This is a genomic window from Staphylococcus piscifermentans, from assembly GCF_900186985.1.
GTDB lineage: Bacteria > Bacillota > Bacilli > Staphylococcales > Staphylococcaceae > Staphylococcus > Staphylococcus piscifermentans.
The window spans coordinates 537405-563017 of record NZ_LT906447.1 but is presented as its reverse complement, the minus strand read 5'-3'; the positions used below and the strand labels follow the sequence as shown (position 1 = coordinate 563017).

The following is a 25613-nucleotide window of genomic DNA, read 5'->3' as shown; positions in this document are numbered from 1 at the left end:
TAATTTTAAGAAGGAGTACATTATGTATATTGCAATTACGCCCTATCGTACTTTGACCCAAGCTGATTTAAGGCATTTCATCGCTATTGCGCCGGCGATTGACCATTTGATATTTCGCACGCCGATGCAACAAGAAGATTTGAAAAGGTTTCTGGAGCGCTTGCTTCAAGCTGGTTTTCCTAAATCTAAAATCACGGTGCATTCTGATATGGAATTATTACAGAAACTTGATTTAAGGGCGATTCATTTTCGTGAGCATGATGAACGTGCGTTTCAGTTTAAAGCAACCCATTCTCAAATCATGGTCAGTATGTCGACACATAGTGCTGCAAGTGCACAAGCTGCCGAGGCACATCACTTGGACTATGTACTTTTCGGGCACCTCTTTTCCACCAAATCCAAACCTGGAAAAGCGCCTAGAACTCAAGCAGAAATCACAGCAGTGTTGCGGGTCGGTATCCCGGTGGTAGCGTTGGGTGGTATTAATGCGGAAACGGTAGGCCGTGTCCCGTCTGGATTCGCGGGTATCGCAGCGATTTCGTATTTTATGGAGAATGATTTGGAGACGTTGTGTTCAGCAAAGGAGGCTGAGTAAGGATGTTTGATTTAGCGATTGTTGGAGCGGGTGTAATCGGTATGTCGATTGCCCGTCATTTGAAGGATAGCGGTATGCGTATTGCGTTGATTGACCGCGATATTGAGGGGCAGCATGCGTCTTATAAGGCGGGCGGTATGTTAGGAGCTCAGAATGAATTTAAGGAAGATAGTCCGTTATTTCGCTTGGCTCTGAAGTCTCGTGCAAAGTTTGGTGAGTTGAGTAAAGCTTTGCAGGAGGAAACAGGTATCGATATTCAATATCAGCAGAATGGATTAATCAAGATTGCGACGGAGGAAGAGGACGTGGCTTCGTTGCAACAGCAATATGAATTTCTGCATGCGCATGATAAGGATGTAGAGGATTTAAGCGAGCACGATTTAGGTGAGTTGACGCATTATTTGGTGAAAGGTGCGCAGGCTATGATGTTTGTCCCGCATGATCATCAAATTAATGCGAACCATTATACAAAGGCTTTGCATGCGGCGTTGCAAGCTGAGGATGCAGTGGAACGTTTCGACCATACGAATGTGGAAGAGATTAAGCGTCAAGGCAACCATTACAGTATCGCAGTAGAAGCTGAGGGCAAATCTTCTGTGCTGCAAGCTGAAAAAGTAGTAGTGGCAGCAGGTGCTTGGGCCGGCTTCTTAACGGATAAACCGGAAATCAAAGAGACCGTAAGCGGTGTGAAAGGTGAAGTCGTCTTGGTGAAAAATGAAGAATTGGATTTGAAACACACTTTATTTATGACCAATGGCTGTTATATTGTACCGAAACCGCCCCATCGTTTCTTAATTGGTGCGACCAGCTATTTCAATGATTATTCGGTCGGTGTGAGTACTGAAGGCAAAAATTGGCTGCTGCATGAGGCGATTGAGCGCGTGCCTGAATTGGCGTCGAGCCGTGAGTTGAAACATTGGTCCGGCGTGCGACCTTGGACTCCTGGTGAACAGCCGATTATGGATGAAACGGACCCTAATTTATGGGTAATTACCGGACATTATCGTAATGGAATATTGTTGTCACCGATTATCGGAGAGTTGATGGCAGAATGGTTGAAATTCGGCGAGCGTCCAGAAGAATTGGCACCATTCGCAATGAGGAGGGAAAGTTATGAAGTGCATCATTAATGGCGATTCGTTTACGTTCGAGAGTGAACTCAGCATTCAAAATGTATTGGAATCACTAGAGTTAGACCCGAAACGTGTAATCGCTGAGCATAATGAAAATTTAATACAGCGCGATGATTTTGCTAAGCAAATCGTGCGCGAAGATGATCGTTTAGAATTACTAGAGTTTGTTGGAGGCGGATAAAATGTTGAAAATTGGACCGTATGAAATGGAATCAAGATTGTTGTTAGGAACAGGGAAATTTGATGATGAAGACATTCAAACAAAAGCAATTGAGGCGTCAGGTACAGATGTCTTAACGTTCGCAGTACGTCGTATGAATTTATATGACAAGAACTTGCCGAATCCTTTGGCTAATGTGAATTTGAAAGACTTCGTAACTTTCCCGAATACAGCCGGTGCAAAGACGGTTGATGAAGCAGTACGTATCGCTGAAATTGCTAAACATGCGGGTGTCTGCGATATGATTAAAGTCGAAATTATCGGCGATGATGAAACGTTATTGCCTGACCCGATTGCGACGTATGAGGCTTGCAAAATCTTGTTAGACCGCGGCTATGTCGTGTGCCCTTATATTGCGGAAGACGTCGTACTGGCGAAACGTTTAGAAGAACTAGGCGTGCATGCAGTCATGCCGTTAGCTTCCCCTATCGGCACTGGGCGCGGTATCAATAACCCATTGAATTTAAGTTATATCGTTAAAAATGCCAACGTGCCGATTATTGTAGATGCCGGCATCGGTTCAGCTAAAGATGCGGCCGAAGCGATGGAATTAGGCGCTGACGCTGTATTGTTGAACTCTGCAGTATCTCGTGCGAAAGATCCCGTGAAAATGGCCGAAGCGATGAAATTAGGCATCGAAGCCGGACGTTTGAGCTACGAAGCCGGACGCATCCCAGTTAAATATACCGCACAAGCATCCAGTCCGACAGAAGGATTAGGTTTCCTATGATGCCGCACTCCGGTCATACTGAGGAATCACCAAACATGAATTTCGCCTCAGCTGACCGCTTCAGCCGCCAAACACGTTATGCCCCTTTTGGTGTTAAGGGACAGAAAGCTTTGGAGAGTGCCCATCTGATGGTTATGGGCGCCGGCGCTTTGGGCAGTCATTTAGCAGAACAATTGGTGCGCATGGGCGTTGGCAAGTTAACGATTGTAGATATGGATATCGTAGAAATATCCAACTTGCACCGACAAGCGTTGTATGATGAAGCGGATGCGTTAGAAATGCGTCCGAAAGTCTATGCCTTAGCTGATAAATTACGTCAAATCAATTCGGAAGTCGAAATCCAACCCCTTTATCAGGAAATCACTCCGACCAATATTGAACGTATGCTGACAGATATTGCTCCCGACATGCTGTTAGACGGCATGGATCATTTCGCCATCCGCTTCTTATTCAATGAAGTGTGCCATAAACTTGGTTTGCCATGGGTTTATGGCGCAGCGGTCGGCGGCAAAGGTACAGTTTATGCCATCGATTATACCGGCCCTTGCTTACGCTGCTTAATGAGCGAAGCTCCGGAAACTGCTGAAAGTTGTGCGATTAACGGTGTCATCCCGCCGGTAATCTTGCAAGTGGTCAGTTATCAAATTGCTGAAGTAATGCGGTATTTGGCAGGCACAGGCTTCTCTGGCAAATTGCTGACTGTTGAACCCTTTAATATGAAACAACAAAGTATGGATGTCAGTCGTATGAAGAACCCTGATTGTCCAGTCTGTGGCGGACAGGCTGCTTATGAATTGCTCGGAGTAGCTGAGCCGAAATGGGTAGAAGGCAGTTGTGGCGATACTTACGTCTTCCGTTTCAAGCCACAGCATTTCGACAATGCAGACCTGTTTCCTGGCCATATCTTAAAAGTAAATCCTTATGTGAAATTGCTGGATATCGACGGTCGTTCTGCTACTTTGTTTAAAGATGGCCGGATGAATGTGCACGGAATAGAGGATGCTGAAACTGCAGAAGCGTTATATCAGCAATTATTGAAAGCGATGAAATAATAACTAACTGAACAGAGGCTGCTCGTGGTGGGGCAGTCTCTGTTTTATGCTGTTCTTGAGGTGAAAATGTATAGGCGCGGCTTCTTTGCCTATACACTTAGCACCAATCTCCTAATAAAACTCCTGTTAAATAGAAAAAGGGTCAGGAGTTTATCTCCTACCCTCAATTCCCAATAACTTCCCTATATTAAAACTCTAGATAACTTGTATAACCTTCTTTAAAGCCTGCCATCACTACGTCGAGATTTTGGAAAAAGGATATGGCGATAGTAATGAGTACTACGGCGACTCCTATTTTCAACATGCGGGTGAACCATTGCGCCTTTGTCATGTTGCCTCGCCTGGTCATACGATGTTCCATAACGAGTGCGATGACTGTAAGCAACATGATTTCCATGAATATAATCATCTTGATGTCCCCCTTGATGTCGTTGATTTTAAATCATTATACCATCAACAACACTATGAATGAAAATAATTATATAATAGTCTAAGTCCTTTATTAGTCGTATGCTATTTACACATTTATACACTATTAATCAGAGGAGGCAGTTATTGCCGTTCTGAGGCAGCTCTTCAACTGTCTGTACTCTCTAAAGTTTTCTTTTCCCCAAAAAATTTTGTGAATATGAGTGGCTTGGGATTGAGTTCGTTTAATTTATAGAATACAATAATACTGTATATTTATAAATTTGAGGGATGAAATATGGAGAAAGAAAAGCGTCTTGAATTGATTAAATTATTACTGAAGAATAATAAGATTTCGACGGTGCGTGAGTTGGCGGAAATTTTGGAGGAGCAATATAATTTGATTTTCAGTATGACGACGGTGGCGAAGGATTTGCAGGAGTTGAATGTCACTAAGGTCCCGAATGGTGCGAATCAGTCATATTATGTGCTGCCTGAGAAGAATTCTGCGAAGAGTTATCGTGAAGCGTTTAAGAAGTATCGGCAGGATAGTGTGAATTCGGTGATTGTGAAGGATAGTTATATCTTGATTAAGACGGAGCCTGGGTTTGCGCGTACGATTAATTATTGTATTGATCAGATGCAGTTGCCGCATGTGCTGGGCACGGTGAGCGGTAATGATGTGATTATGGTGTTGTTGAAGTCGGCGGAAGAAGCGGAGTATGTGAAGTATCTGTTATTAGAGACTTAAAGTAAATGAGCAGCGGCCACTATGTGATGGCGACTGCTCATTTTGTATATTAGATGGACTTGCTGATGGTCCAGGTTTGATAGTTTTTCAAGACTAGGTTATTGTTGCTGAGGCCTCGCACGACATGGCTGGCCTTTTCTCTGGAAACGCCTGCTAATGCGCTTAACAGAGTAACGGTCATTACCTTGTCGATTTCGTAATAGGCGCCTTGGTCGTTGCCGATGGTCTCACCTAGTATGCGCAAGGTGTTGATGACTTTCTGTTCGGCGTTGCGCCCCATCAAGGCCATGTTGCGGTTAATACTGATTTGCTGTTCTTGTCGCAACAAGGTAAAGATTTTAACGAAGGTGTCTTCATTATTCTTGCTCAAGTATTCAATCAAATTTTTAGGTACACGAACAATGAGTGCATCAGTCAATGCAGTACAAGATTCTTCGTAATGTTCTTGTTCAAAAAGATGGCTGATTGGAAATAATGTGTGGCCACGATTCAGCATTAAATAGTCATCGCCATTTTCATTCAAACGTTCTCGCGATACATAACCTTCTATTAATAAATAGATGCTGTCCGCTTCTGATCCTTGATAGTAAATGACTTGTCCCTTTTCATAATTTCGAACATAAATTTCAGAAAGATGCGGAACAATTAATCCTGACGGCACTTCTAATATTTTGGATAATTCTTGAATTGAGGACTGAAAGGTCTCAGTTGTCCTGCTCATACACCATCACCTCATTTCTCTTGTCTTTTTTAAAAATGAATATGAGTCCTTATCTGTTTTCACTAAATTTTATATAATTAAAGTAATTCGTTAAATTGATGATGTGTTCAATATATGATTATTATTACAACAAATTAATTGTATCATAATCAATTGCAATTCTCGGAATTAAAAGGTGCTCGCTGCTTCTGAATGTCATAATAAAACCCCCAAAGCTTGCTAATAAGGGCTTCGGAGGTTATATATAATTGCATCTGCTCAATTTATATTGATGTCTTCGCCCTGGTTAGTAAAAATTCTATTTATAACTTTAGCGCTAGAAGACGCTGACTGCACCTGTAGCTAAACGGATAATACCGATAATCGCGAAGAGGATGATGAATCCCATCAAGATGTAGTCGCGTTTAATGAATTTTCGATGGTTGTTCTTTTGCACACGGTAGTAAACAAAGAGTCCTGGAATATAAAGCAACATTGTCAACAACAAGTAGTCCACGCCTGCTGCGTAAATGAGCCATATTGCATAGATGGATGAAATAATACCGATGACTAATTGTACATGTGCTTTGCGATCTTCTTGAATCGTATATTTGAATTGGTAGAAAGCACTGAATGCATATGGAATTAATATGGCACTTGATGCGAGTGAGAATGCAAATTGATAAGCGCTTTCTGTAAATAACATACTGATTAAGAATAATTGTACTAAGATGTTAGTGATTAATAATGAATTAACTGGTGCGCCGTTGCTGTTTTGTTTGGCAAACCATTTAGGGAACATTTTGTCTTTAGCTACGACAAATGGTAATTCCCCTGCTAATAGTGTCCAACCTAACCAAGCACCGAGTACTGAGATAATCAAACCGATGTTGACTACTGTTGAGCCCCAAGGTCCTACAATATGTGCAAGTAAGCTGGCCATTGAAGGCTGATCTAATTGTGAAATATGACCTTGTGCTATAACGCCTTGTGCGAGTACAGTTAATAAGAAGTAAATCACTAATACTAACAAGAGTCCGATGACTGTAGCTGTTCCGACGTCTTTTTTCGTTTTAGCACGACCAGAGAAGACGACAGCACCTTCAATACCTGTAAAGACCCACACTGTAATTAACATAGTGCTTTTTACTTGTTCCATAATATTTGAAAAGTTAAGCGGTAAAGCAATGTTGCCTTTCATTCCGGCAAATCCTGCCATAAAAGTGTCAAAATGGAATGCTACCAACATACAAACGATAGCCAAGAAAATCGGAATTAATTTAGCAACTGTTACAATGCTATTGATTAAAGCGGCTGTTTCTACACCGCGTAAAATCAAGAAATGTACACCCCATAGTAAGATGGAGGCTACGATAATACTAGGAAGTGTGTTACCGCCTTTAAATATCGGGAAGAAATTGCCGACTGCTGACATCAATAAAGTCGCATAAGCTACGTTACCTAAGAAGGCAGCAAACCAATATCCCCATGCACTAGAGAAACCGACGAAGTCACCGAAACCTGCACGGGCATAACTGTAAATCCCGCCGTCTAAATCAGGTCGTTTATTGGTTAAGTTTTGGAACACAAAGGCTAAAGAAATCATACCGATAGCTGTAATAATCCAACCGATGATAATTGCTAATCCACCAGCTTTGCCGCCCATGTCTGAAAGAATGTTGAAGGCACCGCCGCCGATCATGGAACCAATGACCAAACCGATTAAAGCTGTTTTACTGAGTTTATTTTGTTCTAATTGTTCGCTCATTTTCAAAACTCCTTTAATACTTAGAGCTCTACTGCTTTTTCGTCCCTAAGTATGTGTTGTCAATTTATTCAGTTTTTGACGCATACTGCTTTAATAGTTTTTTCGTGCGGTCTTCTTTAATACACGGGCTATTCTGCGACTGTTGTCGTCATAGATTTATTTTTTCAAAGCAGTATTGATAATAGATAACTAGACTTTAAGCAAAGACTTCGAACTACCTCTATTGCTGCAATCCATTTTACTTAAAGCCTCGTCATCACTTTGAAATTAGATATCTTCGCGGTATAAAGGTTGGCTCATGCAACGAGGGCCCCCTCTTCCGCGAACCAATTCACTACCTGTAATTTCAATAACTTTGATGCCGTTATCACGTAATAATTGGTTAGATACATAGTTGCGGTCGTAAGTGACTACCACCCCTGGGCGGATTGTTAAAGTGTTTGAACCGTCATTCCATTGTTCACGTGGACCAACGATACGGTCGCCGTCACCAGTTGGAATGAATGTAATATCATCTAAACCTAAGGCATCTTTTAATGTCTCTTTTAAGTTAGAAGTTTTAGTAATTTTAATATCTTTGCCATCGTCACTTGGTTCGATTGTGAAGATATTCATGTCGTCGCCTTTTTTCTCGATTGCAGAGTGGATGGTAAATTTGTCGTAATCGATCATTGTGAATACTGTATCTAAATGCATGAATGCACGTGTATTCGCAATTTCAATGGCTACGATTTTTTTAATTTTAGATTCAGGGTTCGCAAAGATTTGACGCGCTAATTTTTCAATGGCTTGTGCTGAAGTTCTTTCAGAAATACCTACCGCTACTACTTCTTCAGATAATACAAGTTCATCTCCGCCTTCAATATTGTATGGTGAGTTGCGGTCTAACCAAACTGGTACATCTGCATCTTTGAAACGTGGATGATGTTTCAAGATATATGTGAAGAAAATAGATTCTCTGCGGCGTGCTGGCCAATACATACGGTTGACTGTCATGCCGTTGCCGATAGATGCTTGCGGGTCACGCGTGAAGTATAAGTTAGGCATTGGGTTCATGTAGAATGGATAAGAATCATCTACATATTCAACTAAGTGTGTATGTCCTGTTTCAACTTCTTCTTTACGCACACCTGCCATTACTTTTTCTACTAATTCTTTATTGTCTAAGTCTTCGAATAAGGCTTTCACTGCATCTTCATGGCCTAATAATGTTTCTTCTGATTCTGCTAAGACATCATCAATAAATTGTTTACGTACTTCAGGATCTTCAATCGCTTCAGCTGCTAAATCTTCAAGATAAACGACTTCTATACCTTCATCGCGTAATGTTTGCGCGAATTTATCATGTTCTTCTTGTGCTACTTTCAAGTATGGGATATCATCAAATAACAATTCACCAAGATACTCAGGCACTAAATTTTCTAATTCTTTACCAGGGCGTTTAAGTAATACCGTTTTCAATTTGCCGATCTCACTGTTTACTTTAATTGGATGTTCATTCATTTGTGAAACCTCCTTGTTCTATTTGTCTACATTGTAAGCCCTTGCACGATCCTCTTATGTGAATCTAATCACATGAGTATTGTTGCTATTTTCACACTGCTGCATTTATTCATTGCATTATTTTGTATAATTACTACAAATTTGAGCGATTTTTATGCATATACCGCAGTTTTATACATTTTCCAATTGCCGAAATTTCTCGAAAAAGTATTTTATTCATTTTTTAGAAAATATATTCATTATGGCTGCGGTAAATCGACAAAACGCCTGGATTAATAAGCTTCCTTCTAATATTCGAATGATTATTAATGCTTATTGCATTGAATACACGCGCTTACAAAATAAAAAAAGAGCAGAAAGCACTGGATGAATGTGCAATTCTACTCTTCTTAAGTTTATGCAAAATGAGCACTCGTCTGCTCACTACTTATCGGCACTGGAAGACCATGCAAGGCGTTCCAAACTGATTGTATACTGTCACTATTAACTGACCCGCTTCAATTTCCGCTTCTCCTACTAACGTATCACTTGCATACATCGGCTGTTTAAACCTCAAGTCAATCGCTTTATAACCGCCCGTAATGGCCTTAGCTTCTGTTGAAAAAGAATCTGTTTGCGCGTCCTCCCAATATTGCAGAATCAACATTGCAATATAGTCACCTGGCACAATCTTGGTTTCCGGATGCACAGGATTATCATCTTCCACATCTTCTAAATATTGCAGGACGCGTGGCCACTCTATATTTAACTGCAATGCATGAGCATGGCTTATTTCTGCGTCTGGGCGTGCCTCGCGCTGTGCCGCGCCTGCACGCACCCCTGCTGTATCTCGCTTGTTCGCTGTGTCTGTTACGACTACAAATTCAGTGACGATTTCAATAGCAATGCCTTCTGTATCGGCAACTGTCAATTGATAACGACAATGCGTCATGTGCTTCAATTCTCGTTTGCTCCGGCAGTCCAACTCTGCATGATAGGTTACCCCGGCAGACAGCGGACGACGTTTGCGGATTTTCTTTTTCCGCAGGAGCAGATTTTGATGATGATAGGGTTGAAAGCTTGCGAAGCGATTCCAAATCTTGGTCAGGTAAAAGGGATCTTGTTGCGCATCGCTTTGTGTCCACTGAAATTCTAGTGTCTCCATTTACTCCACCCTCTCGTACAGACTGGCGATCCCCATACCACCGCCGATTCCGATTGCGGCCATCAGTTTATTTCCCGGGTTATATGTTTGGATGGTTACCAAGCGTGCAATCAGATTGGCACCGCTCGCACCATAGGGATGGCCTTCTGCTAAAGCGCCACCATAAGGATTGACCTTCTCTGGCGGCAGACTCAACAAATCCATTGAAGCCAAGACTTGCGAACTAAATGCCTCGTTAAAGGCTGTGTAATCTATATCAGAAACCGACCAGCCTTGACGTTCTAGTGCATGCTCAGCTGCTGGCACAGGTCCGACTCCAAGAACTTTAGGATTCACGCCCGACACCTCGCTGTCCACGAAACATAATTTCGGCAACAATCCTAATGCCCAAGCTTTGTCCTTCGCCATCACTAATACGAGTGCTGCACCATCGCTTTTCGGGCAAGCATTGCCGACTGTCACGGTCCCTTCCGGAAAAATAGACCGTAATTTCCCTAAACGTTGTGCGGTCATGTTCTGTTTAGGTGACTCGTCCGCCTCAATCCATTGCCCATGTGCTTTCACAGGTACTATTTCTCGAGCGATTTCTGTTTGATGAGCATGATAGCGTGCGTGGCTGCGTGCCGCCCATTCATCTTGATGCTCACGTGAAATATGATACATCTGCGCAACATTCTCAGCCGCTTCAAGCATACTCGGATCACCATAGTTATCTGGTGTGAAAGGCGCACGCTCGTAAATTTCTGGAGGATTCTTTTCATATAAAGACTGCGGCTTTTGAATCTTCCAGGGTGCTCGGCTGACTGATTCTACGCCGCCAGCCAGATAAATTTCTCCTGCTCCGCTTTGAATCAGGCGACAAGCTAGATTCACCGCTTCTAGTCCCGAACCGCATTGCCGATCGATAGTCATGCCTGGAATATGTTGGGGCAAATTAGCGTGGAGCAAGGCTTTGCGTGCGATATTCCCGCCGTTGCCGACCGTGTTGCCGATAATCACATCATCAATATGGTTTGCAATGTTGGCATGCAAGTTTGTCAATTCGTGTATCAACGGCTTCAGCAAGTCCTCGGGTTCAAGGTGTTTGAACATGCCGCCATAACGGCCAATCGGTGTATGTTTCGCTTCAATAATCACTGCTTCTGGCATCACTTTCACGCTCCTTCTGAAATATTAGTGCCCATAGGTTTCTATCATCGCTTTGCGCGCAATTTTACCGCTGGATGTCCATTGCATTTGGGGCACCTTAATCCATCGCATAGGCACTTTATAACGTTCCAGGTACTTTCTCAGTTCTTTTTTTACGTCAGTGATAGGAAGTGGTGCATCACTTTCATAATAAGCAATCAGGACTTCTCCCAATTCATAGTGCGGGGCAGCAGCGACCATAACATGTTTGACTGGAAAGTGCTGCATAATGACACGCTCGACCTCTTCAGGATAGACATTCATCCCGCCGACGATACATTTATTATTGACGCGACCTTCTAAAATTAAATCCCCTGCTTGGGTCAGTCGTGCATAGTCTCCTGTGGCAATCTCGTCTTGTTCAGAAATGCGAGGGCCGTCGACATAGCCTGAAAATACCATAGGACTTTGAATATAGAGTTGACCGGATTCAGTAAGATTTGGCAATCTATTTCCTTTATCATCTCGCAACTTGATTTGAACCCCTTTAAATAATTGCCCGACGTTATGCGGCTGATAGTTCTGGACTTGATGATAGGAAATGAAACTGGCTTCACTCGTACCAAAAAACTCAATGACTTCAGATTGAGGTAGCTTCTCTTGAAAGCGTGCGATGGTTCTAGGTTCCAGCTTAGCGCCTGAAGTTAAGAAAGTGACTTTAATATCCGCAAGTGCATCAGCTTCAAATTGCAGGAGATGCTCTAGAATCGATGGAACTAAGAAGACGGCTGAATCTGGATGAGATTGCAACTGTGTTAACAACTGCTCTGGACGATAATTTGTTTGCATATAGCATGGAACTTGGTGATAGTGCGCATACATCAGTGCGTAAAGGGTTAAAGAATGTGCTAGCGGACCGGGCGCAATAATGCTAGAGGGTGCACCATTTAAGATAGCATCGTTTGCCTCGTAGCTGACCACCCAAGACATCCGGTTGCGATAATACGCTTTCGGCATGCCTGTGGTTCCGGAAGTAAACCCGATATGCAGCAAATCTTCAGGAGGTGTATTGCAAGCGAGTGGCTCAGCAGTGCCATTTTCACTATACAGCTCAGTTAAAGTTAATTGTGGTATATGGATTGCCGGCTTCTTTACATCTGTAATTAAATGAGAGATGTGATAGTGTTCCAAGATTGCGTTGAATTGTGTGGTTGTCCACTTGGAATCTAAAACTACCGGCAATTTTCCAGCTATTTGAATTGCGCGATAGACTACCAAAAAATCAGCTGGGTCTGCCACACTGATACCTATTCTTTCATTAGGATGGTCTGCAGCTTGTTGCCACCATTGCAGTATCGCGGCAGCATTTCTCTCTAAATTTCCCTTGAATTCACTGTACGTGAGTTGAGAACTTTCTGTTTGTACCATTATTTCGTTTGTATCTTTCATACCCTCACCTTCCTGCTTGAAAATTTTTATATGTATGAGTTCATTTTAGCATACTGCAATTTTCTTCCTCGAATTCGTAAAGTATCGCGAGCGTTGTTTGTGTTGTACACTTCTGCAAAACTTTGTTATATAATAGTGATAAACTTATAGTTATGTCTAATTATTCAATATTCTAAGACTGCGATACGATGAATCACCTATTTACAGCAAGATTCAACAACTTAAGAGTCAGGAGGCAGCATACTTTATGGAACAAACTCATCGCATACTCAGTATCTATACACGGCTGATTCAGCAGAAAATAGTAAATAAAGAGCAGCTCGCTCAAGAATGGCATGTATCTCCACGTACTATTCAGCGCGATATTGATAATATCCGCAACTTTTTATACGATACAGATGAATGGCACGGTTATCGAAAGGAGATTACATACAATCACCGTAACGCCTCGTATGTCATGGACAACACTAATGAAGACAATGCTATTTCTATTTACTTCTTAATTACATTATTACAGACTATTACTCCTATTATTGATCAACAAGTTTATGATTACTTAAAACTATTGATTAAGACATTCCACAGCAACCATGAATCCGAGCTGTTTTATCAACTTGAGAAATTAAAGGTCAGTAATAGAGTTCAACCATTGCGTAACTTAACTATCGCCAACCGTGCGATTAACCAACAGCAGAAATTATATATAAACGAGGGTAAAGAAATCACACCTTTGTATATTCGTTATCAAGGATTTACCTTTAATTTAATTTATCATTATCAGCAGCAAGCGATGATTACTAATCTGAGAACCACGGATATTACCTTCAGCCCTGAATATTTCACCCCTCGTCACTCTCAGAAATATTATCAAGAAATTACTTTTGAGATGCATACTTCATTATATGAATCTATGCAACATTTTTATGAAAATAAAATGATGAGACCTCCAAAAAACGGTTACTGCATCGTCCGCTTCAAAATGTGTCCTGAAGATGCCATCAACCTTTGCTTCTCATGTCGTGAACAAATTCGTATTCTCGAACCTGATGACGTGCGACACAAAGTGTTGCATCAATTATTGAAGTTGCAAGAAACTTATATGATCAATCGTTTACCTTCCGATTACTAAACACTTAGACAACTCTTTCTATTAAAGTAAGGGTTGTCTTTTTTATTAATTATCCCTATGTGATACGATAAAGCCAATTAATGATATGAGGTGAGTACAATGTATAAAGTAATAGTCTTTGATGCATATGGGACATTATTCGATACTGCATCTGTTAAAGAAAAATTAGAAGAATTTGCAGGCGAAAAAAGTGAAGCAGTCTCAACGTTATGGCGTCATACACAACTCAAACATACTTTCTTGCGTCAAGTTATGGAACGCTACATTACATTCGATGATATTACGAAACAAGCTTTAGAATACGCTCTTGAAGTACATAAAGTTCCTTTCACCCGTCAAGATACCAATCAGATTTTTGAAGAATACTTAAACCTCAAAGCCTATAAAGAAGCGCCAGATGCTCTGAAGGAATTACACAAGATGCAGAAAACCTTATCTGTCTTTTCAAATGGCAATATGGATATGTTAGATCCAGTTATCGAAAATGCTGGCATCTCTAATAAATTGGACTCAATCATCAGCGCAGACAGTATCAAACAATATAAGCCCAGCCCGGCAAGTTATGCACTCATCTTGAAATACTATCAAATCAAACGCGAAGAAATTCTCTTTGTGTCATCAAACACTTGGGATGTCACAGGCGCTGCTCATTTCGGTTTCGACACAGTATGGGTCAATCGCGACCAAAGCTTATTTGATAAAAATGGAACATTACCTAAAATAACAGTACAAGACTTAGATGAATTAGTACACTGGTTGAAACTTAATTAAGAATTCATGTATGATGCATTTCTTCCTATTTAATACTAAATCAATCTTTTCAACTTTGAAAAGAAGTCTTGAAAAGTAGTAATTAAGGAAAGAATTTTTACAAACAAGAAAGTTCAAAGCACAGAATGACATATTATGACACTCCTTGTTGATATTAGTCCTTTTTATTTATAAAAATTTTCTGATAATTTTTCTCTAATGAAATAATACGTCTATCCCTTTTGTGTAAAATAGAAGCATAACTTAAATTATGTACTTACCATCAGTATATTTACACCTATCACATTTATTCAACAGACACTCTAGGAGGATGACACATCATGAAGAAAAAACAACTCTTTTCACTTAGAAAATTATCAGTAGGCATTGCCTCAGTATCATTAGGAACTTTAGTATTCGTAAGCGGTGCTCACGTGGCGAATGCAGAAGATGCTCCTGCAAAACCTCAAGCAGAACAAACTCAAAAAGCTGCTAATGATAAAGATGCCCAAGCCGTCAATGCACAAGTTGAACTTGCTAAAAAAGCTGGAGCTGAACAAGAAGCTAAAGAAAACGCGCAAAACGTTCAAAAACAAGTTGAATTAGCTAAAAAAGTTGCGGCTGAACAAGAAGCTAAAGCCACAACTGAAATTGCTCAAAAAGCATACAGCACTATCAACAACTTGCCAAACTTGTCTGACGCTAAAAAAGACGCTTATATCGCTAAAGTAACTGAAGCTGTCGGCAATAAAAGAGCGACTGATGTTGAGGGTATTGTAAAAAATGCTAAAGCTGAAGATTACCAAGTCGGCGTAGCTAAAAAAGTTGCGGCTGAACAAGAAGCTAAAGCATTAAATCAAAAAACTCAAGATGCTTACAACACTATCAACAACTTGGCTAACTTGTCTGATGCTAAAAAAGACGCTTATATTGCTAAAGTGACTGAAGCTGCAGGCAACAACAAAGCTGCTAATATTCCTGGTATTGTTAAAGACGCCAAAGCTGAAGATTACCAAGTCGGCGTAGCTAAAAATGTCGCTAAAGAACAAGAAGCTAAAGCTGCTAAAGCTGCACAAGAATTAAACAAAAAAACTCAAGATGCTTACAACACTATTAATTCTCTGAAAAACATCACTGATAAACAACAACTAAGCTTCTTACATCAAGTCGAAGTAGATAGCGGTACTAATAACGGTGAACGTATTGCAGCTATTGTTGCTGATGCTAAACAATTAGATGCACAGTTTGCTTATGACAAAGAACAAAAAGCATTGAAAGAAGCTAGAGAATTAAATACTCTAACTCAAACTGCTTATAATACAGTAAATGGTTTACAAAACTTAACTGATCAACAAAAAGACGATTTTAACTACCAAATTTTAGTAGACAGCGGTAATAATAAAGGCCAAAAAATTAATGAAATTGTAGCAGCTGCCAAAGCTTTAGATGCTAAAAATGCAGAAGCTAAAAATGTTAAAGAAAAAGATGCTAATACTGGTCTTAACAAAGATTTAGCAGAAGCAGTTAAAGCAGCTCATAATGAAGTAGAAGCTTTGAAAAATTTAAAACCTGCTCAAAAACAAGATTTCCATAGCAAACTTAATGATGCAGCTAAAAAAGATGCTAAAGCAGTAGCAAAAGTATTATCTGAAGCTAAAGCTTTAGACGCTAAACAAGCTCCTAAAAAAGAAACTGTTAAGAAAGAAGATAAAGCTTTATCTGAAGCTAGACAAAAAGCTACAGGTACTGTAGGTCAATTAAAACATTTAACAAAAACACAAAAAAATGTATTCACTAAAAAAATTACTACAGCTACTGCAGCTGAATTACCAGCTATTGTTAAAGAAGCTAAAGCATTAGATGCTAAACAAGCTCCTAAAAAACAAGAAGCTCCTAACCAAGGCAAAACTAAAGATCCTAAACAAGGCGTTGTAACAGGACAAAATAAAGGCACTGACCAAGCTAAAGGTGCTAAACAAGATCAAGCTCCTAAAGTAACAACTGGTCAAGCTAAAGATCAAAACTTGGCTAAAGCTAAAGTTGCTAAAGACCAAGCTAAAGCTCAACAAAAAGCTAAAGACGCTAAAAAACAATTACCAAATACTGGTGAACAAGATCAAGTATTATTCGGAATGCTTGCTGGTTCATTGTTCGCAAGTGCGGGTACATTATTCTTAGTTCAAGCTCGTCGTAAAGAAAACAAATAAGATTCAATTCTAACTTAATTGTTTCAACTATATAATAATCCCGGCAACGTGAAGGATTCATTTCCTCCCCTTGCCGGGATAATTTTTTCTTTCATTAATAATTATAGCGCTGTATAACCGCCATCGATTGTGAATACACTGCCTTGTGCAAATGATGATGCATCAGATGCTAAGTATACAACGATACCGCCCAACTCTTCAGGTAATCCTGGACGCCCCATTGGAGTGAAGCCCATCCAATCATCAATCATTGCGCCGCCTTGTTCGAAGAATGGTTTCGTCAATTCTGTTTTCATATAGCCTGGTGCAATAGTGTTAACTTTAATATTGTACTTAGACCATTCCATTGCTAAACTTTTCGTCAACATAATTACGCCTGCTTTTGAAGCGTTATAAGAACATTGTTCTTGAGGTTTGTTAGCGATAAGCCCGGACATACTAGATGTATTGACAATTGAGCCATAGCCTTGTTTAATCATTTGGCGACCTACAGCTTGAGCCACTAAGAATACACCATTCAAGTTCAAGTTGATAACTTTATTCCATTGCTCATAAGTCATATCTTCTGCTTTTTCATTGATCGTCATACCTGCATTATTGATTAAAATATCAATTTTGCCGTATTCATCTACTACATCATCTACCATTTTTTGAACGTCATCTGGATTAGTAACGTCTACTTTTAAAGCTGTTGTTTTTACTTGTTCAGTTTCACGAATGGTTGTCGCTGTAGCTTCAGCAACGTCTTCTCGGATATCAGCAATTACAATATTTGCTCCAGCTTGTGCTAAAGCTGTTGCCATTGCTTGTCCCAGCCCCATTGCGCCGCCTGTTACGATTGCTACTTTATCATCTAATCTAAATTGTTCTAAAATATTCATTACAAATCACCTTTTCTTTTTATTTTTGAAGTGAAGGTTGTTTGACTTTCATGAAGAAGGTCAAGACAAATCCTAGGAAATAAATAATTGCATAAACCCAAATTGTCGTAAGTGCATTACCAAACATCAATACTACTGTCGCAATACCAGGTCCAAGGAAGTTACTTAATCCTGCAGATAAGTTGTGAATTGAGACGGCTGCACCTTTATGTTCAGGTTCTAATGTTGGGAAAATGGCAGACATCGGTACGAATGCTGCTACCGCAAATCCAAATGCGATGGCCACCAGACAAGTAATCCAGAAATTCGGTCCAAACCATTCTGGAATATAGTAAAAGGCTAACGTTGAGAGTGCCATACCAATACATCCGAACCAGCGAATTTGTTTCACCCAGCCGATTTTATCCCCGACAATTCCCCAGAAGAGGTTAGTGAAAATCGTGACAATATACATGAAGCCCCAAATTTGAAGCCATTGTGAAGTTGTAAAGCCAAATCGATCGGTAAACACAGCCGGCATGAAAGCGACCAATCCAAATAATGAAAGTTGGTTAATAATACGTACCACACAAGCTATGGCAACTTGAGGATTGCGTAAAATTGTTACGCCGCGCAAAATTTCACCAAACATTTCTTTAGTTGTCAGCTTATCACTTTCTTTCTTTTCACCTTCTTTATCTTTTACTAAAAAGAAAGCTAATAAACCGCCGACTCCGATAAAGAGGATAGAACCCCAAAGCGTTCCCATGAAGCCGATATAAGGAATCGTGAAACTTGGCAAATAGGATCCCAGCACGCCGATACCTACTGAATACATTGCCCAGAACCAACCCATTGCTGAAGCTAATCTTTGTGGAGGTGCTGAGTAAGTAATCCATACTACAAAGCTGTAGATAAACATCGGATAAGCAATACCGCGAATGCTATACATAATAATCATCATCGTGTAATTATGTGTTTCTAATCCTAAAGTTAAAAATCCAACATGAAAGACAATCCATGTTATAAATGCAAAAGTCATTAACCTTCTTGGACTGAATACTTCAGCTAATACGCCAGACAGCCAAGAAGCGATGGCTACAACCAGACCATAAGAAGTCAGTACTGTTGAGGCTTGACTTGCACTAAAACCGATATGCTGTATGTACTTTGATAAAAAGGCTTGTTCTATTCCGTCTCCAGTCATAAAGACAGCGACTGCTACATAACCCCAGATTAAGGTCATCGGCAAGCCTAAGAATTGTTTCGACTGATTTCTCTCTATAGTTCCCACAATATTCTCCCCTGTTTCTATTATGTTGAATATTTAATGGGCCGCGCTGCAAACTATCACGACCCATTGTATTATTGATCGTTAATTCAAATAATCATTTGCACTGCGTTCTACTGACAAGCCCGCTTCAAATTTCTTGATATACTCTCGGAAGCTTTCTACATCTTCTGGTTCAGGAGCGATTATTAAAGCATCTCCCTCTCCAAAAGCTTTCTTTTGCAAGTAGTCTGCTAAAGTCAAGTCGGGTTGGACATCTATCAAGTAGCGCGCCAGCACTGCAATACCCCAGGCACCGCCTTCGCTTGCTGTCTTCATGACACTGACCGGGCTCTCTAAAGCAGCAGCCAGGAAGCTTTGTGCCACACGTTCTGTTTTAAAGATGCCGCCGTGACCTACCATGTTTTCAATTTCCATTCCTTCGTTACGTTTCAATAAATCGATTCCGATTTTCAATGTACTAAAGGCGCTGAAAATGTGGGTCTTCATCACATTAGCTAAGTTAAATTTGCTGTCTACGTCTCTAATTAGCATTGGGAAACCCTTGGGTACGTCGGTAATGAATTCTCCTGAGACGTAACCGTATGATAGTAAGCGTCCTAAATCAGGGTCTCCGTCTAATGCTGTTTCAAACATGCGTGTGAATAATTCGTCCTTAGTGTAAGTAGCACCCATTGTATCTAATACTTCTGTGAATAAATCTATCCATGCATTAATATCTGACGTGCAATTATTGGCATGTATCATCGCCACTTCATGGCCCGCTGGCGTTGTGACTAAATCTACTTCTGGATAAACGCGTTTCAATGGATGGTCTAATACAATCATTGAAAATATACTTGTTCCGGCTGAAACATTGCCTGTACGCGGTGCCACGCTATTTGTCGCGACCATACCTGTTGCTGCATCGCCTTCAGGTGCACATAACGGCGCGCCTGCTTCTAATTCATTTGCTGAATCAATCAATCGTGCGCCTTCTACTGTTAAGTAACCCGCATTTTCGCCGGCACTCAAGACACGAGGCAATAATTGGTGAACGTCTTGGTTAAATCCTTTTTCTTTAAAAAGTGTATTAAATTGGTCCAATAAATCCTCGCGAAAACTACCAGTTTCTGGATCAATCGGAAACATTCCAGAGGCATCTCCGACTCCTAATACACGTTCACCTGTTAAATACCAGTGAACAAATCCTGATAAAGTAGTCATGTAGCGAACTTGAGAAGTATGCGGGGCATCTTCTAAAGCGGATTGGAAGAGTTGTGCGATGCTCCAGCGTTCTGGAATATTTACACCGAATGCTTGGCTTAAGATACCAGCCGCTTCATTAGCGTTATTATTACGCCATGTTCGAAATGGCACTAATAAATCATCTTTTTCATCAAATGCTAAATAACCGTGCATCATTCCACTGATTCCCAATGACTTCACTCGGCGAATTGTCGTATTGAAATCATTTTTTATCTTATCTGCCATTTCCCGGTAACTCTTTTGCAAACCGACCCAAACGTCATTGATAGAATACGTCCAATAACCGTTTAAAAATTGGTTCTCCCATTCAAATGAGCCAGTAGCAATCGTTTGGCAATCTTTATCTATCGCTACCGTCTTGATGCGTGTTGAACCAAACTCGATACCGATAGACAAACCGCCATCTTCAATCATCTGTCTTGTTGCTTCAATATTATTCGACATAGTTTCCCCTTCTATTAAAATTATATTATATTGCTTTCCTATTATTTGTATCTTTGTATACAACTATGCAATCGTTTACATAAACTTTAAGATATCATGTAAGCGTTGTCAATGAATCAATTACAATTATATGAGTAAATTAACATTTCTAAATTCGATTTACTTTAAAAAAATTAATATGCGTTTGCGAATAATCTCACCTCCTCTCACTTCAACCAAACAAAAAGCGGACTGCACTTATCGCAACCCGCTTCAATCCATCATCTATTAAACTTTTCGATATCGCTTCAATCCTACAATATTCAACACTGTGAAAATAATAATGAACAGCAATAAAATACATATATCTAACCAAAAATGACTTATACCTTCTGCTTTCACCATAATTTCAGTGAGCGCATTGCCCGCATAACGCAACGGGAACAAGTAGCCGATACTCGCAATCCAACGATTGACATTATCTAATGGAATAATACCGGAGAATAAGACTTGCGGGACTACTACGATTGGTATAAATTGCAGCATTTGGAATTCTGAATTGGCGAATGTGGAAACAAACAAGCCCATTGCCAGGGCTGCAAAGGCAACCAAAATATTAATCAACAATACCCAGCCAAGGTTGCCGGCCATCTCTACCTTCAATAAATACACTGAGAACAAAACGATAATCAATGTTTGGATAATCGCGAAAATACCATAGCCCACTAAATAGCCGAATACAATTTCGCTTCGTTTTACAGACGTAGCCAGTATACGTTCTAAGGTACCTGTCGTACGCTCTCTAAGTAAGGCAATCCCTGAAATCAAGAATACAAATAAGAAGACAAAGAACCCCATCAGAATTGGGAACATTTTATCAAAGTATGTACTATCAGCGTTTCCATATAAATAATGCGACTTCAACGACATACCTTTATCAGAGAACTGCGTGTCATTTTTTCCTGTTGCACCAGGCATTCTCTCCATTTGCGTCTTCATTTTATCTACTTGTGTCATAACACTTTGCATTTTAGTTTTCTGCAATGCACCATTCAACATTTGCTTTACCGCATTGGTTTTGCTCGGATCTTCATTCGTATATGTGACTTCCAGCTGGTTTCCTTTTTTCGCCACAAACGCATCCAAGTCTTTCTTTTCAATAAGAGATTGAATTGAGCCGACATCGTGATACTTAGAAGTGTCTGCCTTATCATCCGGCAAAGCTTTGACAATACGATCCGGCACGTTGTCTGCAAATCCGACTTTCAGGTGTTCATCGGTATCGCTGTTGAACAGGAAGTACATGATGGTCAGAATCAGCAAAGGGACGATAAACATCAAGGCGAGTGTGCGTTTGTCGCGGAATAAATCGGTAATGACGCGCACTAATATCGCTTTAAATCTCATTATCCTTCGCCTCCTCTGCTTTCAAGAATACCGCTTCAATACTATCTGCATTGAAACGCTGCTTCAACTCTGCCGGTGTACCTAGCGCAAAGATATGGCCATCCACCAACAATCCGACTTTATCACAGCGTTCGGCTTCATCCATCACATGTGTCGTCATCAAAATGGTCTGCCCCGCTTCGGACAATTGTCGTAACTCACGCCAAATCGATTGTCGCAAACTCGGATCAATCCCTACAGTCGGTTCATCCAATATCAGCAAATCCGGGTGCGCCAACAACGTGATAGCCAAAGAAAGTCGTCGCTTCATGCCGCCTGAAAAGGTATTGACAATATCCTTCAACTTTCCTTCTAAATCTACCAATTTCATATAATCGTCAATTTCCGAATTCAGCTTATCTCCTGCCAATCCTTTCAAATTGCCAAAAAACTTCAAATTCTCTTTCGCACTTAAGTTTTCATACAGCGCCAGTTCCTGCCCCATATAACCGATATGATTCAGCACCTTACGATTCGGCATACGCTTGTCGTAAACCAGCGCCTCACCAGCATCCAATTTCTCCATACCCAGCAAACACTTAATCGCCGTCGTCTTCCCAGATCCACTCGGACCAATCAGCCCCAGAATCTGCCCCTTCTCCAACTCTAGCGTAATATCCTCCAGCACTACCTGCTTGCCAAACACCTTGCGCGCATGCTTCAACTCCGCCACTAACTCAGCCATCGAATCCCCCGTTTCATTCCATCGTTAACCCTATTATGCGTCTAAACCCGGCACATTGCAATTTGGGAAAAGAAACCCTGGAGAGCGGGGAAACGGTGTGAGCTGACCTGGACTTTAAGAGGGGGGCTCAGGCGGTCGCTAATATGCGATGACGAACGGGCCGGTTGTTAGCAAGGGATTTAGACACTTCTCAAAATCTTGTGTCTAGATTCACTCCTTTTCTAGACACTTCTCAAAAACTTGTGTCTAGATTACATGCTTTTCTAGACACTTCTCCGAAACTTGTGTCTAGATTACATGCTTTTCTAGACACTTCCCAAATACTTGTGTCTAGATTCACCCCTTTTCTAGACACTTCTCAAAAATTTGTGTCTAGATTCACCCCTTTTCTAGACACTTCCCAAATATTTGTGTCTAGATTATGCTATCTCGCTACTAAAAAATCTCACAAATGCACACAAAAAGTGCGAAGATAGCTTCTCTATCTCCGCACTTCCACACTACACCATATTTATTTTTCCAGTTTTTCAAGTGAATCCAAATCTTCAAATCCGCTATCAAAGCCATGGCTTTGATACCATTCTACGATAGCTGGAAAATATGCAATCATAATTAATACATGCACAGCAAAGGAAATTGAGTAATCGTACTCACACGATTATAGCCCTCTCTTCTCACTCTTAGTAGCAACCGTCTTGCCTATGCTTTCCAAGCTTGTGTAATGCGATCAATCAATTGCTCTGCTACAACTTCTACGCTCACAGGCGGCATTTCATCATAGTCACCATTTTTGATACCTTTACCGATTTCATCATTACGATATTTGTTCCAAATAACAGTAGCATCATAATTAGCCACACGTACTGAACCTTCTTGCAATGTTTTCAATTCTTCTTTTTTCATCGTCACAAAATCTGCCATTTCAGGAATACCGAAGTTGACGATACCGACATTACCAATTGCTTTCAAATTATGTTTTTCCGCAAAATCACGCACGGTAGTTACAGCGTCTTGACTGCCGTAAGTAAGCGTAACAATATAGTCTGCTTCATCACCATACAGAGCATTCTCAAAACTTTGCGCATCATTAACATCGACTTGTACATGGTGAACATGCGCACCTTGAATTTCTTTTCTATCGCCGCGACTCGTAATATAAATCTCAGCTTCTGGGAATCTATTCGCCCATTGCATTGTCAACTCACGACCTACAAAACCATTTCCGCCTACAATAATGACATTGTTACTCATATCAAATTCCTCCAAACAGTTAATTATATATTTAATATTATAAATAAAGCGTACTTTGTCTTATTTGTAATTTCAATTATTACAAACAACTCCTGATCTCAATAAACTTCATTTGTAACTTCATTTTTGACAATTCTATTAACACTGCCATTATTCCCCACTAAACTGAATAAAACACTTCTTAAGTGGTAAATATATAGATGTGAAGAAAATATAAAAATAGATTAAAACGACTTTTAAAATAGACAAAGAAGAGCGGGAATGCTCAACCAAAGGAGGACTTCACTATTATGAAATACGTAGTAGTCGGAACATCACATGCAGGTTATGCTGCAATCGAAACTTTATTAATATCAGATCCAGAGGCCGAAATTGAAGTATTTGAAAGTGCGGATGCACCTTCATTCTTATCTTGCGGTATTCAAAGTTATTTAGAAGATGTCGCACCATCATTACAATCCTTGCATTATGCAGATGCAGAATCATTAAAAGAACAAGGCGTGAACTTGCATCTGCAAACAACGGTAACGGATTTAGATACTCAAAATAAAACCGTGACAATTAAAAAAGACGGTAACACTTCAGATGTCTCTTATGATAAATTATTCTTAAGCCCAGGTGCTGTACCAAACGAACCGCCAATCGACGGTATCAACGATTACAATAACGTCTTATTTATGCGTGGTGAAGAATGGGCCGGCAAAATCAAAGAACGTATGCAAAATGCGAAGAAAGCCATTGTAGTCGGCGGCGGTTATATCGGTATCGAAGCAGCTGAAGCCTTTACTAAAGCAGGCATCGATACAACAATTATGGATGACGGTGACCGTATCATCAAAACTTATTTAGATAAAGAATTCACAGATATTCTAGAGAAAAACGTTGCCGAACATGGCTTAAAATTCAAAGGCAATGCAAATGTCAAAGCCTTGAAAGCAGACGACAACAATAATGTTACAGCTGTAGTCACAGATGACGGCGAATACGAAGCAGACACAGTATTATTTGCTGTAGGCGTCAAACCTGCAACAGAATGGTTAGACGGCAAAGTCGAACTCGGCAAAAAAGGTATTATCAAAATCAATGACCGCTTAGAAACATCAGAAAAAGACGTCTATGCAAGTGGTGACGCTACACTTATTCCATTCGCACCTATCAACGAAGACCGCTATATCGCACTTGCAACTAACTCTCGTCGTCAAGGTTACGTAGCAGCACGCAACATGGCAGGCAAAGACATGAAAATGCCACGCGTTTCAGGCACATCTGGCCTTGCCTTATTCGATTACAAATTTGGTCAAACAGGCGTGCACGAAACAGAAAAAGACAGCTACGATGGTAAACTAGGTGCAAAATATATCGAAGTACCTGTACGCCCTAAATTCCGTCAAGACGATACAACAGTACACCTTAAAATCATGTTTGACGAAGATACACATCGCATTCTTGGCGGACAAATCATGAGCACAGAAGACTTAGTAGAATCCATCAATACACTATCAGTAGCAGTCAACGCAGGTTGGACACTAGAAGAACTAGCATTAGTCGACTTCTTCTTCCAACCAGACTTCGACCGTCCATGGAACTACTTGAACGTCCTAGCACAACGCGCACTAGGCGACGATGTATTCCCTAAAGATAAACAACTCTTCTAAACCCTTACGGAAAAATAACGGTGCGTCTCTCATCGAGGCGCACCTTTTTTATGAGCTGAAAGCAACTTAAAAGGGCTCCAATCCTTT

23 protein-coding genes are annotated in these 25613 nt (G+C 40.5%); 10 read left to right on the top strand and 13 right to left on the bottom strand.

Features of this window, described 5'->3' with window-relative positions; genetic code table 11:
* The first annotated feature begins 22 nt into the window (after positions 1 to 22).
* From CKV71_RS02245 to CKV71_RS02225, 5 genes are read left to right on the top strand one after another with little or no spacing between them, the layout of a single operon-like run.
* Positions 23 to 595: a thiamine phosphate synthase gene (locus tag CKV71_RS02245; RefSeq protein ID WP_095107209.1), complete on the top strand. Its 573-nt coding sequence runs from the start codon at positions 23 to 25 to the stop codon at positions 593 to 595.
* Positions 596 to 597: 2 nt separating this feature from the next.
* Complete coding sequence (gene thiO, locus CKV71_RS02240; protein ID WP_095103378.1) at positions 598 to 1725, top strand: glycine oxidase ThiO; 1128 nt, start codon at positions 598 to 600, stop codon at positions 1723 to 1725.
* A complete protein-coding gene (gene thiS / locus CKV71_RS02235; RefSeq protein WP_095103376.1) occupies positions 1709 to 1909 on the top strand; it encodes a sulfur carrier protein ThiS in 201 nt (66 codons plus the stop codon). The genes thiO and thiS overlap by 17 nt, the downstream gene beginning before the upstream one ends.
* A 1-nt stretch (position 1910) precedes the next feature.
* Positions 1911 to 2678 (top strand): thiazole synthase, encoded by a 768-nt coding sequence (locus tag CKV71_RS02230; RefSeq protein ID WP_095103374.1) that lies wholly within the window; start codon positions 1911 to 1913, stop codon positions 2676 to 2678.
* Positions 2679 to 2713: 35 nt separating this feature from the next.
* Entirely contained in the window at positions 2714 to 3730 is a 1017-nt protein-coding gene (locus CKV71_RS02225; protein WP_231917539.1) for a ThiF family adenylyltransferase, read from the top strand.
* Positions 3731 to 3917: 187 nt separating this feature from the next.
* Here the strand turns inward: CKV71_RS02225 and CKV71_RS02220 are convergent, their stop codons facing one another.
* Complete coding sequence (locus CKV71_RS02220) at positions 3918 to 4139, bottom strand: hypothetical protein (RefSeq protein ID WP_095103370.1); 222 nt, start codon at positions 4137 to 4139, stop codon at positions 3918 to 3920.
* 297 nt (positions 4140 to 4436) lie between these two features.
* Here CKV71_RS02220 and CKV71_RS02215 point away from each other — a divergent pair, with 297 nt between their 5' ends.
* Positions 4437 to 4889, top strand: coding sequence for an arginine repressor (locus CKV71_RS02215; RefSeq protein WP_095103368.1), 453 nt, complete (start codon positions 4437 to 4439; stop codon positions 4887 to 4889).
* Between the two features lie 49 nt (positions 4890 to 4938).
* Here CKV71_RS02215 and CKV71_RS02210 read toward each other — a convergent pair whose 3' ends face one another.
* The 6 genes from CKV71_RS02210 to CKV71_RS02185 form a co-directional block, all read right to left on the bottom strand.
* Positions 4939 to 5610 carry a Crp/Fnr family transcriptional regulator gene (locus CKV71_RS02210; protein ID WP_095103365.1) on the bottom strand — a complete coding sequence of 224 codons (672 nt, stop codon included), beginning with the start codon at positions 5608 to 5610 and terminating at the stop codon, positions 4939 to 4941.
* Positions 5611 to 5926: 316 nt separating this feature from the next.
* Positions 5927 to 7357 carry an arginine-ornithine antiporter gene (gene arcD, locus CKV71_RS02205; protein WP_095103363.1) on the bottom strand — a complete coding sequence of 477 codons (1431 nt, stop codon included), beginning with the start codon at positions 7355 to 7357 and terminating at the stop codon, positions 5927 to 5929.
* 267 nt (positions 7358 to 7624) lie between these two features.
* The gene (arcA, locus tag CKV71_RS02200) at positions 7625 to 8860 is read right to left on the bottom strand and encodes an arginine deiminase (RefSeq protein WP_095103361.1); all 1236 of its coding nucleotides are present in this window, start codon (positions 8858 to 8860) and stop codon (positions 7625 to 7627) included.
* Between the two features lie 427 nt (positions 8861 to 9287).
* Positions 9288 to 9800 carry a hotdog family protein gene (locus CKV71_RS02195; protein ID WP_126557816.1) on the bottom strand — a complete coding sequence of 171 codons (513 nt, stop codon included), beginning with the start codon at positions 9798 to 9800 and terminating at the stop codon, positions 9288 to 9290.
* A gap of 204 nt (positions 9801 to 10004) precedes the next feature.
* Positions 10005 to 11153, bottom strand: a complete 1149-nt coding sequence (locus CKV71_RS02190; protein WP_095103354.1) for a thiolase family protein — start codon at positions 11151 to 11153, stop codon at positions 10005 to 10007.
* 24 nt (positions 11154 to 11177) lie between these two features.
* Positions 11178 to 12581 (bottom strand): AMP-binding protein, encoded by a 1404-nt coding sequence (locus CKV71_RS02185; protein WP_095103352.1) that lies wholly within the window; start codon positions 12579 to 12581, stop codon positions 11178 to 11180.
* A gap of 247 nt (positions 12582 to 12828) precedes the next feature.
* On the opposite strand from CKV71_RS02185, the gene CKV71_RS02180 reads away from it, so the two are divergent.
* From CKV71_RS02180 to CKV71_RS02170, 3 genes are all read left to right on the top strand, one after another.
* Positions 12829 to 13710 carry a helix-turn-helix transcriptional regulator gene (locus CKV71_RS02180; RefSeq protein ID WP_095103350.1) on the top strand — a complete coding sequence of 294 codons (882 nt, stop codon included), beginning with the start codon at positions 12829 to 12831 and terminating at the stop codon, positions 13708 to 13710.
* A gap of 99 nt (positions 13711 to 13809) precedes the next feature.
* Positions 13810 to 14481: a haloacid dehalogenase type II gene (locus CKV71_RS02175; protein WP_095103348.1), complete on the top strand. Its 672-nt coding sequence runs from the start codon at positions 13810 to 13812 to the stop codon at positions 14479 to 14481.
* 320 nt (positions 14482 to 14801) lie between these two features.
* Complete coding sequence (locus CKV71_RS02170; protein WP_095103346.1) at positions 14802 to 16667, top strand: YSIRK-type signal peptide-containing protein; 1866 nt, start codon at positions 14802 to 14804, stop codon at positions 16665 to 16667.
* A 101-nt stretch (positions 16668 to 16768) separates the two neighbouring features.
* On the opposite strand, the gene CKV71_RS02165 is transcribed toward CKV71_RS02170, so the two are convergent.
* The 6 genes from CKV71_RS02165 to CKV71_RS02140 all read right to left on the bottom strand — a co-directional run bounded on the left by CKV71_RS02165 (position 16769) and on the right by CKV71_RS02140 (position 23871).
* Positions 16769 to 17548 (bottom strand): glucose 1-dehydrogenase, encoded by a 780-nt coding sequence (locus CKV71_RS02165; protein ID WP_095103344.1) that lies wholly within the window; start codon positions 17546 to 17548, stop codon positions 16769 to 16771.
* A gap of 19 nt (positions 17549 to 17567) precedes the next feature.
* On the bottom strand, positions 17568 to 18821 hold the full coding sequence (locus CKV71_RS02160) for an MFS transporter (protein ID WP_371685024.1): 1254 nt from the start codon (positions 18819 to 18821) through the stop codon (positions 17568 to 17570).
* Between the two features lie 81 nt (positions 18822 to 18902).
* A complete protein-coding gene (locus tag CKV71_RS02155; RefSeq protein ID WP_095103340.1) occupies positions 18903 to 20510 on the bottom strand; it encodes a xylulokinase in 1608 nt (535 codons plus the stop codon).
* A 267-nt stretch (positions 20511 to 20777) separates the two neighbouring features.
* The gene (locus tag CKV71_RS02150) at positions 20778 to 21896 is read right to left on the bottom strand and encodes an ABC transporter permease (RefSeq protein WP_095103338.1); all 1119 of its coding nucleotides are present in this window, start codon (positions 21894 to 21896) and stop codon (positions 20778 to 20780) included.
* Entirely contained in the window at positions 21886 to 22620 is a 735-nt protein-coding gene (locus tag CKV71_RS02145; RefSeq protein ID WP_095103336.1) for an ABC transporter ATP-binding protein, read from the bottom strand. The genes CKV71_RS02150 and CKV71_RS02145 overlap by 11 nt, the downstream gene beginning before the upstream one ends.
* A gap of 699 nt (positions 22621 to 23319) precedes the next feature.
* On the bottom strand, positions 23320 to 23871 hold the full coding sequence (locus CKV71_RS02140; protein ID WP_095103334.1) for an NAD-dependent epimerase/dehydratase family protein: 552 nt from the start codon (positions 23869 to 23871) through the stop codon (positions 23320 to 23322).
* 290 nt (positions 23872 to 24161) lie between these two features.
* On the opposite strand from CKV71_RS02140, the gene CKV71_RS02135 reads away from it, so the two are divergent.
* Positions 24162 to 25526, top strand: coding sequence for an FAD-dependent oxidoreductase (locus CKV71_RS02135; RefSeq protein ID WP_095103332.1), 1365 nt, complete (start codon positions 24162 to 24164; stop codon positions 25524 to 25526).
* Positions 25527 to 25613: the final 87 nt, after the last annotated feature.

Excerpts from the sequence above, each read along its gene's own strand:
- CKV71_RS02245 (WP_095107209.1), top strand. The coding sequence starts at position 23 with ATGTATATTGCAATTACGCCCTATCGTACTTTGACCCAAGCTGATTTA.
- thiO (WP_095103378.1), top strand. The coding sequence starts at position 598 with ATGTTTGATTTAGCGATTGTTGGAGCGGGTGTAATCGGTATGTCGATT.
- thiS (WP_095103376.1), top strand. The coding sequence starts at position 1,709 with ATGAAGTGCATCATTAATGGCGATTCGTTTACGTTCGAGAGTGAACTC.
- CKV71_RS02230 (WP_095103374.1), top strand. The coding sequence starts at position 1,911 with ATGTTGAAAATTGGACCGTATGAAATGGAATCAAGATTGTTGTTAGGA.
- CKV71_RS02225 (WP_231917539.1), top strand. The coding sequence starts at position 2,714 with ATGAATTTCGCCTCAGCTGACCGCTTCAGCCGCCAAACACGTTATGCC.
- CKV71_RS02220 (WP_095103370.1), bottom strand. The coding sequence starts at position 4,139 with ATGATTATATTCATGGAAATCATGTTGCTTACAGTCATCGCACTCGTT.
- CKV71_RS02215 (WP_095103368.1), top strand. The coding sequence starts at position 4,437 with ATGGAGAAAGAAAAGCGTCTTGAATTGATTAAATTATTACTGAAGAAT.
- CKV71_RS02210 (WP_095103365.1), bottom strand. The coding sequence starts at position 5,610 with ATGAGCAGGACAACTGAGACCTTTCAGTCCTCAATTCAAGAATTATCC.
- arcD (WP_095103363.1), bottom strand. The coding sequence starts at position 7,357 with ATGAGCGAACAATTAGAACAAAATAAACTCAGTAAAACAGCTTTAATC.
- arcA (WP_095103361.1), bottom strand. The coding sequence starts at position 8,860 with ATGAATGAACATCCAATTAAAGTAAACAGTGAGATCGGCAAATTGAAA.
- CKV71_RS02190 (WP_095103354.1), bottom strand. The coding sequence starts at position 11,153 with ATGCCAGAAGCAGTGATTATTGAAGCGAAACATACACCGATTGGCCGT.
- CKV71_RS02185 (WP_095103352.1), bottom strand. The coding sequence starts at position 12,581 with ATGAAAGATACAAACGAAATAATGGTACAAACAGAAAGTTCTCAACTC.
- CKV71_RS02180 (WP_095103350.1), top strand. The coding sequence starts at position 12,829 with ATGGAACAAACTCATCGCATACTCAGTATCTATACACGGCTGATTCAG.
- CKV71_RS02175 (WP_095103348.1), top strand. The coding sequence starts at position 13,810 with ATGTATAAAGTAATAGTCTTTGATGCATATGGGACATTATTCGATACT.
- CKV71_RS02170 (WP_095103346.1), top strand. The coding sequence starts at position 14,802 with ATGAAGAAAAAACAACTCTTTTCACTTAGAAAATTATCAGTAGGCATT.
- CKV71_RS02165 (WP_095103344.1), bottom strand. The coding sequence starts at position 17,548 with ATGAATATTTTAGAACAATTTAGATTAGATGATAAAGTAGCAATCGTA.
- CKV71_RS02155 (WP_095103340.1), bottom strand. The coding sequence starts at position 20,510 with ATGTCGAATAATATTGAAGCAACAAGACAGATGATTGAAGATGGCGGT.
- CKV71_RS02150 (WP_095103338.1), bottom strand. The coding sequence starts at position 21,896 with ATGAGATTTAAAGCGATATTAGTGCGCGTCATTACCGATTTATTCCGC.
- CKV71_RS02145 (WP_095103336.1), bottom strand. The coding sequence starts at position 22,620 with ATGGCTGAGTTAGTGGCGGAGTTGAAGCATGCGCGCAAGGTGTTTGGC.
- CKV71_RS02140 (WP_095103334.1), bottom strand. The coding sequence starts at position 23,871 with ATGAGTAACAATGTCATTATTGTAGGCGGAAATGGTTTTGTAGGTCGT.
- CKV71_RS02135 (WP_095103332.1), top strand. The coding sequence starts at position 24,162 with ATGAAATACGTAGTAGTCGGAACATCACATGCAGGTTATGCTGCAATC.